The sequence below is a fragment of the Catellatospora aurea genome, assembly GCF_042663325.1.
GTDB lineage: Bacteria > Actinomycetota > Actinomycetes > Mycobacteriales > Micromonosporaceae > Catellatospora > Catellatospora aurea.
Window position 1 is genome coordinate 168,886 of record NZ_JBHTAC010000010.1, and the last position, 15,633, is coordinate 184,518.

At 70.4% G+C, this 15,633-nt stretch carries 11 protein-coding genes; 7 read left to right on the forward strand and 4 right to left on the reverse strand.

The genetic code is table 11. The annotated features are described in order from the left end of the window. The first annotated feature begins 135 nt into the window (after window positions 1–135). Window positions 136–4,110, forward strand: a complete 3,975-nt coding sequence (gene hrpA, locus ACFQO7_RS12825; protein WP_376806569.1) for an ATP-dependent RNA helicase HrpA — start codon at window positions 136–138, stop codon at window positions 4,108–4,110. 48 nt (window positions 4,111–4,158) lie between these two features. Here the strand turns inward: hrpA and ACFQO7_RS12830 are convergent, their stop codons facing one another. Together ACFQO7_RS12830 and ACFQO7_RS12835 are read right to left on the reverse strand one after the other, a co-directional pair. Beyond that, window positions 4,159–5,112, reverse strand: coding sequence for a hypothetical protein (locus ACFQO7_RS12830; protein WP_376806570.1), 954 nt, complete (start codon window positions 5,110–5,112; stop codon window positions 4,159–4,161). 14 nt (window positions 5,113–5,126) lie between these two features. After that, window positions 5,127–5,705 (reverse strand): hypothetical protein, encoded by a 579-nt coding sequence (locus ACFQO7_RS12835; protein WP_376806571.1) that lies wholly within the window; start codon window positions 5,703–5,705, stop codon window positions 5,127–5,129. 130 nt (window positions 5,706–5,835) lie between these two features. Between ACFQO7_RS12835 and ACFQO7_RS12840 the strand changes: the two genes are divergently transcribed. Continuing rightward, a complete protein-coding gene (locus ACFQO7_RS12840) occupies window positions 5,836–6,288 on the forward strand; it encodes an acyl-CoA thioesterase (protein WP_360522919.1) in 453 nt (150 codons plus the stop codon). A gap of 149 nt (window positions 6,289–6,437) precedes the next feature. Beyond that, entirely contained in the window at window positions 6,438–8,378 is a 1,941-nt protein-coding gene (locus ACFQO7_RS12845; RefSeq protein WP_376806593.1) for an acetoacetate--CoA ligase, read from the forward strand. Window positions 8,379–8,446: 68 nt separating this feature from the next. Here ACFQO7_RS12845 and ACFQO7_RS12850 read toward each other — a convergent pair whose 3' ends face one another. Next, entirely contained in the window at window positions 8,447–9,160 is a 714-nt protein-coding gene (locus tag ACFQO7_RS12850) for a TIGR03089 family protein (RefSeq protein WP_376806572.1), read from the reverse strand. Window positions 9,161–9,317: 157 nt separating this feature from the next. On the opposite strand from ACFQO7_RS12850, the gene ACFQO7_RS12855 reads away from it, so the two are divergent. From ACFQO7_RS12855 to ACFQO7_RS12870, 4 genes are all read left to right on the forward strand, one after another. Next, window positions 9,318–10,466, forward strand: coding sequence for a glycosyltransferase family 4 protein (locus ACFQO7_RS12855; RefSeq protein ID WP_376806573.1), 1,149 nt, complete (start codon window positions 9,318–9,320; stop codon window positions 10,464–10,466). Between the two features lie 92 nt (window positions 10,467–10,558). Beyond that, the gene (locus ACFQO7_RS12860; protein ID WP_376806574.1) at window positions 10,559–11,659 is read left to right on the forward strand and encodes a mannose-1-phosphate guanylyltransferase; all 1,101 of its coding nucleotides are present in this window, start codon (window positions 10,559–10,561) and stop codon (window positions 11,657–11,659) included. 34 nt (window positions 11,660–11,693) lie between these two features. After that, window positions 11,694–12,725 carry a hypothetical protein gene (locus ACFQO7_RS12865; RefSeq protein WP_376806594.1) on the forward strand — a complete coding sequence of 344 codons (1,032 nt, stop codon included), beginning with the start codon at window positions 11,694–11,696 and terminating at the stop codon, window positions 12,723–12,725. A gap of 261 nt (window positions 12,726–12,986) precedes the next feature. Next, window positions 12,987–13,985 (forward strand): ArsR/SmtB family transcription factor, encoded by a 999-nt coding sequence (locus ACFQO7_RS12870; protein WP_376806575.1) that lies wholly within the window; start codon window positions 12,987–12,989, stop codon window positions 13,983–13,985. Here ACFQO7_RS12870 and ACFQO7_RS12875 read toward each other — a convergent pair. Further along, window positions 13,968–15,035 carry a S8 family serine peptidase gene (locus ACFQO7_RS12875; RefSeq protein WP_376806576.1) on the reverse strand — a complete coding sequence of 356 codons (1,068 nt, stop codon included), beginning with the start codon at window positions 15,033–15,035 and terminating at the stop codon, window positions 13,968–13,970. The two genes, ACFQO7_RS12870 and ACFQO7_RS12875, sit on opposite strands and share 18 nt — an antisense overlap. Window positions 15,036–15,633: the final 598 nt, after the last annotated feature.

Genomic DNA, 15,633 nt, shown 5'->3' on the forward strand with positions numbered 1-15,633 from the left:
CGGCACCTGCGCGAAAGCCCGGTCAAGATACGCCCAGGTGCCCGGCAAGTCGGATGATCATCGGGGGCGGCTGGCCGCCCGGCGCGAAAACCGCTGGTCGGCAGGGGAGGTCGGCGGCATATCCTGGGGCCCGTCATGACATCGCAGTCCGAGTCCGCGCCGCTCCGCAACAGGCCGCCCCGTAACCCCAGCCAGCTCTCCGAGCTGCGTAAACGCGTCGACGAGCTGATGGCGCAGGATCGCCGCAGGCTCGGCAGGCGCCTCGACGGCGTACGCCGGATGAAGCCGGGCGACGCGCTGGACGCCGCTATGGCGCAGATCACCTCGGCCGTCGGCACCGCCGAGGAGAAGCTCGCCCTGCGGGCCGCCGGGGTGCCCGCGGTCACCTACCCCGACGAGCTGCCGGTCAGCCAGAAGCGCGACGACATCGCCGACGCGATCCGCGACCACCAGGTCGTGATCGTCGCGGGTGAGACGGGCTCCGGCAAGACCACCCAGATCCCGAAGATCTGCCTCGAACTGGGCCGCGGCGTACGCGGGCTGATCGGCCATACCCAGCCGCGCCGGCTGGCCGCCCGTACGGTCGCCGAGCGCATCGCCGAGGAGCTGCAGACCCCGCTGGGTGGCGTCGTCGGGTGGAAGGTCCGGTTCACCGACCACGTCGGCGACCAGACGATGATCAAGCTGATGACCGACGGCATCCTGCTGGCCGAGATCCAGCACGACCGCTCGCTCGCCATGTACGACACGCTGATCATCGACGAGGCGCACGAGCGCAGCCTCAACATCGACTTCATCCTCGGCTACCTCAAGCAGCTGCTCCCGAAGCGCCCCGACCTCAAGGTGATCATCACCTCGGCGACCATCGACCCGGAGCGCTTCGCGGCCCACTTCGCCACCGCCGTAGTCGGCGGAGAGCCGAAGCCCGCCCCGATCGTCGAGGTCTCCGGCCGCACGTACCCGGTCGAGGTCCGCTACCGCCCGCTCGTCGTCGAGGGCGACGAGGACGACAACGACGACGAGCGCGACCAGATCCAGGCCATCTCCGACGCCGTCGACGAGCTGGCCGGCGAGGCCCCGGGCGACGTGCTGGTGTTCCTCAGCGGCGAGCGGGAGATCCGCGACACCGCCGACATGCTGCGCAAGCGCAACCTGCGGCACACCGAGATCCTGCCGCTGTACGCCCGGCTGTCCACCGCCGAGCAGCACAAGGTCTTCCAACCGCACACCGGGCGGCGCATCGTGCTCGCCACGAACGTCGCCGAGACGTCGCTGACCGTGCCGGGCATCAAGTACGTGGTCGACCCGGGCACGGCCCGCATCTCCCGGTACAGCAACCGGCTCAAGGTGCAGCGGCTGCCCATCGAGGCGGTCTCGCAGGCCTCGGCCAACCAGCGCAAGGGCCGCTGCGGGCGCACCTCGGACGGCATCGCGATCCGGCTGTACGACGAGGCGGACTTCATCGGGCGGCCGGAGTTCACCGAGCCGGAGATCCTGCGTACCAACCTGGCCTCGGTCATCCTGCAGATGATCTCGCTGGGCCTCGGCGACATCGCCGCGTTCCCGTTCATCGACCCGCCGGACCGCCGCAACATCGCCGACGGCCTGGACCTGCTGCACGAGCTGGGCGCGCTGGAAGCCCCCGTGCGCGGCGAGCCCGGCAAGCTGACCCCGCTCGGCCGCAAGCTGGCGCAACTGCCGGTCGACCCCCGCCTGGGCCGCATGGTCCTGGAAGCCGACCGCAACGGCTGCCTGCGCGAGGTGCTGATCATCACGGCGGCGCTGTCCATCCAGGACCCGCGTGAGCGCCCCGCCGACAAGCAGCAGGCCGCGGGGGAGAAGCACGCCCGGTTCGCCGACAAGGACAGCGACTTCACCGCGTTCCTCAACCTGTGGAACTGGATCAAAGAGCAGCAGCAGGAGCTGTCCTCGAACCAGTTCCGGCGCACGTGCAAGACCGACTTCCTGCACTACCTGCGCATCCGCGAGTGGCAGGACCTGGAGTCGCAACTGCGCCAGGTGGTCAAGGGCATGGGCTTCACGCTGAACACGGTGCCCGCCGACCCACAGCGTATGCACCAGTCGCTGCTGTCCGGCCTGCTGTCGCACATCGGCATGCACGACCCGGAGAAGCGCGACTTCATCGGCGCCCGCAACGCCCGGTTCTCGCTGTTCCCCGGCTCGTCGCTGTTCAAGAAGGCCCCCAAATGGGTCATGGCCGCTGAGCTGGTCGAGACGTCGCGGCTGTGGGGCCGCATCGCCGCGAAGATCGAGCCCGAGTGGGCCGAGAGCCTGGCCGAGCACCTGGTCAAGCGCCAGTACAGCGAGCCGCACTGGGAGAAGAAGCAGGCCGCGGTGCTGGCGTACGAGAAGGTCACGCTCTACGGCATCCCCATCGTCGCCAAACGCAAGGTCAACTTCGGGCGCATCGACCCGGCGCTGTCCCGGGAGCTGTTCATCCGGCACGCGCTGGTCGACGGCGACTGGGAGACCCACCACGAGTTCTTCCACGCCAACCGCGACCTGCTCGCCGAGGTGGAGGAGCTGGAGCACCGGGTACGCCGCCGCGACATCCTGGTCGACGACGGCACCCTGTTCGACTTCTACGATGAGCGGCTGCCCGCCGACGTCGTCTCCGGCCGCCACTTCGACAGCTGGTGGAAGAAGGCCCGCCACCAGACCCCCGACCTGCTCAGCTTCGAGAAGTCGATGCTGGTCAACGAGGCCGCGGGCGGAGTGGACGAGGACGACTACCCGGACGTGTGGCGGCAGGGCGAGTTCGACCTGCCGCTGACCTACCAGTTCGAGCCCGGCGCGAACGCCGACGGCGTGACCGTGCACATCCCGCTGCCGCTGCTCAACCAGATCACCCCGGCCGGCTTCGACTGGCAGATCCCCGGCGTACGCGAGGAGCTGGCCGTCGCGCTGGTGCGCTCGCTGCCCAAGGCGATCCGGCGCAACTTCGTGCCCGTGCCCGACTACGTCAAGGAGGCGCTCGCCGGGCAGAAGCCCGACGGGCAGCCGCTGCTCGCCCTGCTGGAACGCCAGCTGCGCGCGATGACGGGTGTGGTGGTGGCCCGCGAGGCCTGGGAGCCGGACAAGATCCCCGACCACCTGCGGATGACCTTCCGGGTCGAGGACGAGCAGGGCAAGACGCTCGCCGAAGGCAAGGACCTGGCCGAACTCAAGCGCAGGCTGCGAGACAAGGCGCAGGCCGCGGTCGCCGCGGCGGCCGACGACATGGAGCAGCACGGGCTGCGGGCCTGGACCATCGGGCCGCTGGCGAAGGTCGTGGAACGGCAGCGTGGCGGTTACGCCGTCAAGGGCTACCCGGCACTCGTCGACGAGGGCGACAGCGTGGGCGTCGGCGTGTTCGACAGCCCCGGCGAGCAGTGGACCGCGATGTGGCGCGGCACCCGGCGGCTGGTGCTGCTCGGCGCCCCGCCGCCGCTCAAGTCGCTCCAGGGGCGGCTGACCAACCAGGCGAAGCTGGCGCTGAGCCGCAACCCACACGGCAGCGTCGCGAAGCTGCTGGAGGACGTCGTCACCACCGCCGTCGACAAGGTCATCATCGAGGCGGGCGGCCCGGCCTGGGACGCCGACGCGTTCGCCGCCCTGGTCGGCAAGGCGCGGGCCGACATGCCCGACACGATGTACGCCATCCTGCAGCAGCTGGAGCCGATCCTGTCGCTGGCGTACGACATCGACCGGCAGCTCAAGTCGATCACCAATGTGCTGCTGGTCCGGTCGGTGGCCGACATCCGGGCCCAGCTCACCGGGCTGGTCTACCCCGGATTCGTGGCCGCCACCGGGCTGCGCCGGCTGCCCGACCTGGTGCGCTACCTGCGCGCGATCGAGCAGCGGCTGGCCAAGCTGCCCGAGTCCCCGCAGCGCGACCGGGAGCGGCTGCTGCTGATCGAGGACGTGCAGCAGGAGTACACCGACGCGCGGGCCTCGATCCGGCCCGGCGCGCCCGGCTGGGACACCCTGGCCGAGGTCCGCTGGATGATCGAGGAGCTGCGGGTCAGCTACTTCGCCCAGTCCCTGGGCACCCCGTACCCGGTCTCCGACAAGCGCATCTTCCGCGCCCTGGCGACGCTGCCGGCCTGACGTACGACAACGGGCCCACGACCTAGGTCGTGGGCCCGTCGGGGTCGGTCAGTCCTTCTCCAGCTTGATGGTCTGCTGGTCGGCGGGCGGGGTCAGCATCACCGTCGACTCCTCCGGCAGCGGCGGCGGAGCCGGGCTCTGCGTGGCCGGCGGCGTGGCCGCCTGCGACGGGGCCGAACGCTGCGGCGGAACGGGAGGAGCGGCCGGCGGCGTCGGCTGGGTCACGGCCTGAGCCGGGGGCGTCGGCGGGGTGGCCGCGGCCGCGGCGACGGCCGACTCGGCGGAGGGAGTGCGGCGCGGCAGCGGTGGGGCCTCGGCGGGCGGCGTGGCCTTGGGAGCCTTGGGAGTCTTGACCGGAGCCGCCTTCGCGGGCGCGGGCGGGGTGACCGGTGCGGCAGGCGCGGGTGGCACGTTCACCGTCGGGACGCCCTGCGGCGTGGCGCGCGGGTAGTGCAGCGACGGCGGCGGCACGTCCGGCAGCCCGGTGTACCCGGTCTCGCCGGGCACGCTGGTGAAGGCCCGGGTCTGGTCCGCGGGCACGGCCGGGCGGCCCTGCTGCAGCGGATACGCCGCCAGCGCCACGGTCTCGTCGGCCAGCCGCTCGTGCTTGCGCCAGCGGCGCGGGCTGACCACCGTGGCCAGCAGCGGCAGCGACAGCACCAGGCCGAGGCCGGACTGGCCGACCGCGCCGCCCATGTGCACGTCGAGCATCGCGAACGTGTCGGTATAGGACTGCTGCCAGCCTGCCGCCCACACGCTCATGCCCAGCATGCCCAGGCCGGCCAGGAACGGGCCGACCGGCGACAGCCGCACCATGGTGAGGATCGCGTAGAGGGCGCTCGCCAGCAGCAGAGCGCCCGCGGCGACGGCGGCGTCGACGACCGCGGACGGTGCTCCGCCGTTGACCCACATGGTCTGGAAGGCGCTGAGCCCGGTGCCGGTCAGCAGAAAGATCGCTGGGGCGAACACGAGCGCGAGCAGAAACGATCCAATGTGGCGCATCCATGCCTCCGGGGTCAGACCTTGGTTGGCGCGCTCCAGGATGGCGCATCGACGCCGCTCGCCGCTGCCGGGGTCCGCAAGTCCGCGAAGCCGTTGAAGGTGTCCCGGTCTGCCAGGGTGTTCTCGTCACGGTCGGCCGCGGTCGGGGCGAGCATCTCCGGCCAGGTCTGCTCGGCTGCGTCCGGGCGCGGCCAGCCGCGCCAGCGCTGCAGGCTCGCCACGGCGATCAGCAGCATCGCGCCGATCAGCCCCAGCACGCCGGTGGACACGGGGCTGAGCGGGACGACCAGGGTGCCGCCGACCTGCACCAGGTCGGGAAGTGCCTGCTTGGCGGTCTCGGGCCGGGCGATGAGCAACCCGGTCGTGCCGAGGTAACCCGCGGCCACGAACAGCGGTCCCGCGGGCGACACCCGCAGGCTTCCGATCAGGCCGAGCAGCAGGCCGACGGCGGCGAACAGCGCCAGCCCCAGCCACAGCGGACGGGTGCCGCCGACCTGCGCGGCGTCGAACATGACGGCCTGTCCGTAGGCGACGGCGAACCAGGCCAGGGGCGTGATCACAATTCCGGCGAGAAGGCTCCATACATGACGCATGTGGCGCTACCTTACGGAAATCCTGCCGTTCGTCAACCGTTCGGAGGAGGGGCGTACGGTGAACGGCGTGATCGACACTCCACCGCCCGGCCGACCGACCGCGTTCTCGCGGGTCACGCTGAGCCGCATCATGACGAACCAGGACGTCAACCTCTACGGCACCGTGCACGGTGGCGTGATCATGAAGTTCGTGGACGACGCGGCGGGCGCCGCCGCGGCCCGGCACTGCGGGTTCAACGCGGTGACCGTCGCCATCGACGAGATCACGCTGATGGTGCCGGTCAAGGTCGGCGACCTGGTGCACGCCAAGGCGCAGGTGAACTGGACCGGCAAGACCTCGCTGGAGATCGGCGTGACGGTGTTCGCCGAACGCTGGAACGAGGCCGACCGCGAGCCCGTCAACGTCGCCACGGCGTACCTGGTGTTCGTCGGGGTCGACGCCGACGGCAACCCCCGGCACGTGCCGCAGGTCGTTCCGGAGAGCCCCGACGACGTGCGCCGCTGGCACGAGGCCGAGATCCGCCGCGAGCACCGCCTCGCCCGCCGCCAGGCCATCGACCGCCACCGCGCCGACGGCGCCTGACGGGGTGTCGGCCCGGCCCACTCCCGGCTGGGCCGCGATGTGCCCCGACCCAGCGCGGGCACCGCGTGCCAGGTCGGAGAATGATCCGTCGTGCCATGCGGCAGGATGCCAGCAGCGGGTACGACGAGGTATCGCGGGAGAGGATCATGATGACCGAAGCGCTGTGGACCCCACCGGCCGACATCAGGCAGCACTCCCGCATCGGCGACTACCTGGGCTGGCTGGAGCGCGAGCGCGGACTCACCTTCGCCTCGTACGACGAACTCTGGCGCTGGAGCACCACCGACCTGGCCGGTTTCTGGTCCTCGATCTGGGACTACTTCGACATCATCCCCCATGACCAGCCGACGGGTGTGTTGCCCGACGCCACCATGCCGGGCGCGGAGTGGTTCCCCGGCGCGACGCTGAACTACGCCGAGCACGTGCTGCGCATGCCGGGCATCGGCGACGACGAGCCGGTGGTGCTCGGCTACTCGCAGACCCGCGAACCGGTCATCCTGACCGCCGCGCAGCTGCGCGAGCAGGTCCGCCGGGCACGGGCCGGGCTGCGCCGGCTCGGCGTCGGCGAGGGCGACCGGGTGGCGGCGTACCTGCCGAACATCCCGGAGACCGTGGTGCTGATGCTGGCCACGGCGAGCCTCGGCGCGATCTTCTCGTCGTGCGCGCCCGAGTTCGGCACCCGCAGCGTCACCGACCGCTGGCAGCAGATCTCCCCGAAGGTCCTGGTCGCCGTCGACGGCTATAGGTACGGCGAGAAGCTCATCGACCGGCAGGGCGAGGTCTCGGCCATCCAGGCGGCGCTGCCGTCGCTGGCGCACACCGTGCTGCTGCCGTACACCCAGGGGGTGGTGGGTCTCGGCGAGCTGGCCGCCGACACCGACGAGCCGCTGGAGTTCACGCCGGTCCCGTTCGCCCAGCCGCTGTACGTCCTCTACTCCTCCGGCACCACCGGCCTGCCCAAGCCGATCGTGCACGGCCACGGCGGCATCCTGCTGGAGCACCTGAAGATGCTCGCCCTGCACCACGACCTGGGGCCGGGCGACCGCTACTTCTGGTTCTCCACCACCGGCTGGATGATGTGGAACTACCTGGTCTCCGGCCCGGCAGTCGGCGCGGCGATCGTGCTGTTCGACGGCAACCCGGCCGCCCCCGACCTGGGCGCGCTGTGGCGGCTGGCCGAGCAGGCGGGCATGACCTACTTCGGCACCTCCGCGCCGTACCTGCTGGCCTGCCGCAAGGAGGGCATCGTGCCGCGGGAGATCGCGGACCTGTCGAAGCTGCGCGGCCTGGGCTCGACGGGCGCGCCGCTGCCGCCCGAGGGCTACGTGTGGGTGTACGAGAACGTCAAGCCCGACCTGCTGCTGATCTCGCTGTCCGGCGGCACCGACGTGTGCACCGGCTTCGTCGGCGGCACCCCGCTCAACCCGGTCTACCCGGGCGAGATCTCGGCCCGCGCCCTCGGCGCGAAGGTCGAGGCGTACGACCCGGCCGGCAAGCCGCTCGACAACGCGCTCGGCGAGCTGGTCATCAGCGCGCCGATGCCGAGCATGCCGGTCGGCTTCTGGGGCGACGACGACGGCTTCCGCTATCGCGAGGCGTACTTCGACGTGTTCCCGGGCGTCTGGCGGCACGGCGACTGGATCACCGTGACCGAGCGCGGCACCTGCGTGATCACCGGCCGCTCCGACGCGACCCTGAACCGCGGCGGCGTACGCCTCGGCACCGCCGAGTTCTACTCCGTCGTCGAGGGCATGAGCGAGGTCGCCGACTCGGTCGTCGTGCACCTGGAGGACGACGAGGGCGGCGCGGGCGAGCTGCTCCTGTTCGTGGTGCTGCAACCCGGCCTTGAGCTGGACGACGCGCTCAAGTCGAAGATCGCGCGCGAGCTGCGTACGGCCCTGTCGCCCCGGCACATCCCCGACGTGATCCACCAGGTCGCGGCGGTGCCGCGCACCCTGTCCGGCAAGAAGCTCGAAGTCCCGGTCAAGCGCATCCTCACCGGCACCCCGGTCGAGTCGGCCGCCGCCAAGGGCGCCCTGGCCAACCCCGAGTCCCTCCTCGCCTTCGAACACCTCGCCAAGTCCCGCTGAAAGGAAGGGCGCCTTCACAACGCCATGCGTTGTAGAAGGTGCCCTTATTACCGCCGGCCACGCTCTGATCAGGGGATGAGGCGGGCGTGTTCCGTTGCGGCGCGGGAGTCGAGGATGCCCGGGGCGGTGCGGTGGGACAGGACCAGTGACGCGCCGGCGGCGATCGGCGCGGTCAGCCAGTCCAGGGGGCGTGGGTGCGCCCCGATGTCGATCAGCACGCGATCGCCCTTGGCGATCTCCAGCTCCTTCGCCCGAGCCAGTGAGCGCTCGGCCAGCTCGGCGTGCGTGATCGAACCGCCGCCACCCGGCAGGCCGACCAGTGACGGCGCGCCCGGGTCGGCGGCGGGACCGCCGTAGAAGTCGCCGTGGGCGCGGGCCGAGCTGACCCAGTCCGACACGCCCGGCGGGAGCCCGCGCAGCGGTAGCGCGAACGGGTGAAGGCTCACCGCGTACGTGTCGGGCGCGGCCGGGGCGGCCTCGGGCTCGACGAAGGCGACGTCGGCCGGCACGTCCGCGCTGTGCGACACGGCCAGGCCGGCCGTCCAGCAGGCCAGCATGATCGAGGCGGTCTGCCAGTGCGGCGGCAGCGAGATCGACGCGACACTCCCGGGACCGAGGCCGCACCCGTCGACGAGCAGGTTCGCCGTCTTGGCCACCCAGTTGGCCAGGGTCGCGCCGGAGAGCTCGGTACGCTCGCCCGTCGCGTCGTCGTACCAGGTGAGAAGCGGTTTTGCCGGATCGGAGGCGACCGTCGCGGCGAAAAGCTGACCGATAGTGGACACGTGGTCAGGCTACCGACACTGCCGCGTCGTGGACCTTGCCATGGGGCATGTCGGGCGTAGTCTGAAGCGTGACTGCTGTGAAACAGCGCACAGTCTCACAACCGCAGAGCGGCGGTCGGCTGGGCTGCGCTGCACACCCCCACAAGGAGTGTTCACCGTGACGATCGCTCGCTCTCCCCGGGTGCTTGTCGACGCCACCAGCGTCCCCGCTGACCGCGGCGGCGTGGGTAGGTATCTCGACGGCCTGCTCGGGGCCCTCGCCGACCATTCCGACATCGACCTGGTCGTGGTCTCCCAGCGCACCGACCAGGAGCGCTACGCCCGCACCCTCCCGCACGCGCAGGTCGTCGCCGCGCCCGCCGCGGTGGCGCACCGCCCGGCCCGGCTTGCCTGGGAGCAGACCGGCCTGCCGCTGCTCGCCCAGCAGGTCGGCGCGCAGGTGCTGCACTCGCCGTTCTACACCTGCCCGCTGCGGGCCAGCTGCCCTGTCACGGTGACGGTGCACGACGCGACCTTCTTCACCGAGCCGGAGCACTACGAGAAGTCGCGCGGCACCTTCTTCCGCTCCGCGATCAAGACGTCGCTGCGCCGCGCCGAGCGGGTCATCGTGCCCAGCAAGGCCACCCGCGACGAACTGATCCGGCTGCTCGACGCCGACCCGACCCGCATCGACGTGGCCTACCACGGCGTCGACCACACCGCCTTCCACGTGCCCGGCGAGGAGGAGAAGGCCCGGGTGCGGTCCCGGCTCGGCCTCGGCGACCAGAGCTACATCGCGTTCCTGGGCGCGAAGGAGCCCCGCAAGAACGTCCCGAACCTGGTCCGGGGCTGGATCGCGGCGGTGCGCGACCGGGTCGACCCGCCCGCGCTGGTGCTGGCCGGCGGCCAGGGCCACGACGACGAGATCGACCGGGTGGCCGCCGAGGTGCCCGCGCACCTGCGGCTGCTGCGCCCCGGTTATCTGCGGTACGCCGACCTGCCGGGCTTCCTGGGCGGCGCGGTGCTGTGCGCGTACCCGAGCCACGGGGAGGGTTTCGGCCTGCCGATCCTGGAGGCGATGGCCTGCGGCGCGCCGGTGCTGACCACGCCCCGGCTGTCGTTGCCCGAGGTCGGCGGCGACGCCGTCGCCTACACCGGCCAGGACGCCGACCACATCGCCAAGGACCTCGCCAGCCTGCTCGACGACGAGGCGCGCCGGTCCGCGCTGGCCGCGGCCGGCCTGGCCCGGGCCAAGGAGTTCAGCTGGAGCTCCAGCGCCGACGCGCACGTCACCGCCTGGCAGCGCTCGATGCGGCACCCGCGCTGAGCTGCCCGCACCCCGCCCACTAGCAGGCGAACGCGGCTGGTGTCGCGGGCGGGGTGCAGCTCACGTTCACACTCGTCAGGCAGAATGGGCGGATGCTGCACGCCGTCATTCCCGCAGGTGGAAGTGGAACCCGTCTCTGGCCGCTGTCGCGCGCCACGAACCCGAAGTTCCTGCACCCCCTGACGGGCACCGCCGAGACGCTCATCCAGGCGACCGTGGCCCGGCTCGCCCCGGTGGCCGCGCTCGGCGACACGTACGTGGTGACCGGGGTCGCCCACGCGCCCGGGATCGCGCGGCAGCTGCCCGATCTGCCCGACTCCAACATCCTCATCGAGCCCAGCCCGCGCGACTCGTGCGCCGCCATCGGCCTGGCCGCCGCGGTCATCGCCCAGCGCGACCCCGAGGCCGTGATGGGCTCGTTCGCCGCCGACCACCTGGTCCGCGACGGGGCCCGGTTCGTCGAGGTGCTGCGCGACGCCGAGGCCGGCGCCCGCCGCGGCCTGCTGATGACGGTCGGCATCACCCCCACCCACCCCGAGACGGGGTACGGCTACCTGCAGTGTGGCAAGACGATCGACGGCCCGATCCGCACCGTCGACGAGTTCAAGGAGAAGCCCTCCCTGGACGTCGCGACCGAGTACGTGCGCTCCGGCCGCTACCTGTGGAACGCCAGCATGTTCGTCTGGCGGGTCGACGTGTTCCTCAAGGAACTGCACCGCCAGCAGCCCGAACTGCACGACGGGCTGATCCGCATCGCGGCCGCCTGGGACACCGCCGACCGCGACCGGGTGCTCGGCGAGATCTGGCCCACCCTGCCCAAGATCTCCGTCGACTACGCGGTCATGGAGGGTGCGGCCGCCGCCGGGCTCGTCGCGACCGTGCCCGGCGACTTCGGCTGGAACGACGTCGGCGACTTCCACACCCTCGGTGACGTGCTGCCCGCCGACGACGCCGGCAACGTCATCGTCGGCGACAGCGCCACCCTCGACGGCGGCAAGCCCGAGGTGCTCCTGCACGACTCCGCCGGCACCGTCGTCGTGCCGCAGTCCGGCCGCCTCGTCGCCGCCCTCGGCATGCGCGACGTGATCGTGGTCGACACCCCCGACGCCGTGCTGGTCTGCCCGCGCGACCGGGCGCAGGACGTCAAGAAGCTGGTCGACGAGCTCAAGGAGCGCGGCGACAGCCGCATCTGACCCGGGACGTGGCTCGCCTCGACTGCCTACGCTGATCTCCATGCGACTGGTGGAGCTGTCCGCGGCGGGCAACGAGGCGAGCGACCTGCTACCCGTACACGACGAAGGCCTTCTCGCCGAACTCGGCGCCCGCCGGGCCTACTGGACCGTCCTCGACGAAGGCCCGGCCGAGGAATGCCTGGCGTTGCTCGTCGAGCAGCACGACGGCGACTGGCGGGCCGAGCACGTCACAGCGACGGCCGGCGAGCACGAGGGCCGCACCGAGGACGCCGAGGCGCTTGCCCGGCTCGACGGCTGGGTGTACATGCTCGGCTCGCACTTCGGCTCCAAGGCCGGCCCGCTCCAGCCCAAACGGGCCTTCGTCGCCCGCTTCCGCGAATCGGCCCGGCCGCAGCTCCAGATCATCAGGCACCGGTTCGCCCTGCACCGCGCCGTCAACGACGCCCTTGCCGCGCTGGCCGCCACCGGGCACCCGGCCGCCCCCGAACCCGTCCGGGACGCGGTGCACGCGGGCTTCGTGACCGAGGCCGTACGCCGCGGCAACGCCAAAGGCAAACGCTGGACCAGCCAGCTGGCCCCCGGCGACCACCCGGTCAACATCGAGGGTGCCGCGTTCACCGCCCGCGGCACGCTGCTGGCCGGCCTCCGCTGGCCTGTCACCGCGGCCGGCGAGCCGATCCTGGTCGAGCTGTCCGGCGTGCCCGGCCTGTTCAGCGGCGCGGAAACCCTCGGCGTGACCGGGGTGTACGCGCTCACCGGCATCGCCCAGGGACCGCTCGGCGTACGGGCCCTCTCGGCCCGCGAGGACGGCGCCTACGACATCGTCGTCGGCTCCATCGACGCCCTCGACAAGGGCTCCATCCTGCTGGAGCAGCACCCCGACGCCCGCGACGCCACCTGCCGTCACCTGCGCTTCCGGCTGCCCGACGGCACCGGCCCGGCGCTGATCGCCCCGACCCTGGTCGCCGACCTGGCGCCGCTGCACCACGTCGAAGGCATCAGCGAACGCGAGGGCGCTCCGCTCTATGTGGCCGATGAGGATCACCGCATCGCGCTGTGGCTTTGAACTGGGGTTCCGTAGCCTCGTCCCACGTACGGAGCGGCCGATCGGCTTGCCCCCCGGCAAAACCGATCAGCCGCTACCGCATCGCCCCGTACGCCCCCGTACGGCCGAGTTCGCTCCTCATCGAGGTGCCGCCTCGGTTCCCCAGGCTGCGCCAAGGATCATCCACCGAATGGCGAAGGGTCTACGTCTTTCGGTTGTGACTTAAAGACCCAGGTCACCTCGGCCGGTAGAGTCAGCGCCGAGCCCTAGCCCGGAGAGCCCATGCTGCGTATCCACTTCACCAGCGCCGACCTGGTCCGTACCCGGATCTCGTCGACGCCGGACCCGATGTGGGAACTCGCGCTCAGCATCCACCTGCTGCGATACCGCGGCACCGATCCGCTGCTGGGCGGCTGGAAGAACCGCATGATCACCGACCTGAAGCCGGGCGGAGCCCTGCGCGACCAGGTCGGCCTGCTGCTTGCCCTGAACCCGCCGGTCGGTTACTTCCCCGACTTCCTCACCCCGCCCGAAGCCGCCACCGGGTTCGCGCCCGGCCTCGAGGCCGTGCTGTCCACACCCAGGGAGCGGCTGCGCAAGGAGATCAACGCCTTGGGGGAGGCGCAGGGCTCGCTGTCCGGGAGCATCGACGACGTCGGCGGGGGAGCTACCCGGGCGCTAGGGGAGCTTGGCACGGCCATCAGCCGGTATCACGAGACGGCCATCGCGCCGATGTGGGACCGGGTGCGGACCGCCGTCGACGCGGATCGGGGGCTGCGGGCCCGGACGATGCTCGAATCGGGTACCGAAGGGCTGCTGAACACGCTGCACCCGACGGTGCGGTTCGACGGCAGCGTGCTGGAGATCTCGGAGTATCCGTCGAACCGGGACGTGTATCTGGAAGGGCGTGGGCTGCAGCTGGTTCCGTCGTACTTCAAGACGCCCAGCAAGCCCGTGTGCCTGTTCGACCCGGAGCTGCCGCCGGTGCTGGTGTACTCGGTGCATCACGAGGCTCGGGCCGCTGTTGTGCGTAGTCAGGAGGCGCTTGCGGCGCTGTTGGGGCGTACTCGGGCTGCGGTGGTGGAGTTGCTGGCCGACGGGAGTACGACTACGGAGCTCGCGCGGCGGCTCGACGTGTCGCCGGCGGCAGCGAGTCAGCATGTGGCGGTGCTGCGCGAGGCCGGTCTCGTACACAGCCTCCGCGACCGGAACACCGTCCTGCATACCCTCACCCCGCTCGGCCACGCGATGCTCGCCGGCCGCTCACCTCTTCCGTCGTGACCGGAGAACTAGGGCCGCCACTCCGATGACCACCACTGCGCCAGTGATCAGAAGAAGCGTCGTTGAGCTTCCAGGTACTGGCTCCTCATGTGGCGCGTTCGATCCAGGCGTGGGTGAACTTGATGCTGGGACAGCGGCGGTAAGCGCGGCCACCAAGTCGAGGACGCCGTACCCATAACGGTTATCTCTGCCGCTAGGTCCCTTGTCAACGGCAGTGGCGGTCAGTCTATGAATCACCTGCGTGGCGGAAAGCTCGGGATGTGCTGATCGGACAAGTGCAGCTGCGCCCGCAGTAATTGCTGTGGATCCAGAAGTTCCGGCTGTAATCGACCACAGGTGTTTTGCATGTGTACTTGTGATGCCGACACACGGTGCAACGACGTCAACCCGTGGGCTCACGACCGAGACTGCTGCATGACTCCCGTCCTTGTCTACGCAGCCGACTGCGAGAACGCCTGGGTAAGCCGCCGGGTACTCGGCTGCCTTCGCGTCAGGCGCATTACCTACGGCAGCGACGATCACAATGTCCTTGGCGAGGGCTTCCTGTACTGCTTGCCGTACTAGTGCGTCGTCTCGGGAGAGGCCAATGGAGATCGAAATAACGCCGACATTCTGACCAGCTGCCCAGCGAATAGCTTCGCTAAGCAATGCAGAGCTGCCCCGTTCGTACTGAGTAAATCGGACGGGGAGCACCTTCGCTCCAGGGGCGATGCCGTCAACCCGCCCATGTGCTGCAATCAAGCCAGCCATTGCCGTGCCGTGGCCGCCCAGGTCGATTCGCCCGTCACCGCCCGTCTTCACAAAATCTTTGCCTGGTAGTACAGAACCGGATAGATCTGGATGGGTCGAGTCGACGCCTGAGTCCAGGACTGCCACCGTGATGCCGGTTCCGTTGGTGGTCTCATGGGCCTTCGGAGTTCGTAAGAAGGTGTGGAACCACTGGCCGTTGGATATGTCGTCGGCGGCCTGTGTGGGACTAGGCGCGGCAAACAATCCCACAGCGAGCACCAGCGTTCCGGCAATGCGACTGGCGCCAGGGAGGATATTCATGATGATGGCGCCCCTCGGCGGATCGTTACAATAGGAGCTTGTGCATCTTTCTCGGGTGTGATTCGCCACGGCATCGCAGTTTGGGTGAACCACTGCCGAAAGTCCTCCTCTACCTGGTCCGATGAAGGGTCGTTCATAGAGGACAGAGCAGTCGGTTGGATGATCGGCGACACGCCTTGAATCACCTCCCAGCGAGTGTCACCACGTCGATTAGCTGACCCGTCGTGGCCTCGGCTGCCGGCTTGCGTGCTGGGTCCGCCGACCGGCATTGGCATCAAGCCCGGTACGCCGGATGTACTTCCACGGGCGGGTGTCGTGACTGTCGCGGGAGCGCCGGAGCCGGGCTGTGGGAGTGCAACGACATAGCCGTTCGGTCCGACCCCCGGGCCCGGCAGAACGTATGCACCGCCGTACGGAGCGTAGGCATTGCCTGGGGCGATTGGAAGCATCGATACCGGTTGGCCGGGTAAGGCTGGCACTGATGGTGTTACTCCTTGTAGGTCGGGAGAAGTGCCATCTGATGGTCTGGTTACCAACGGCGGATATCCGGGCAGCGGGGGCGGGACGACCGGAACAGCACCTCTGGTGAGGCCGGGAG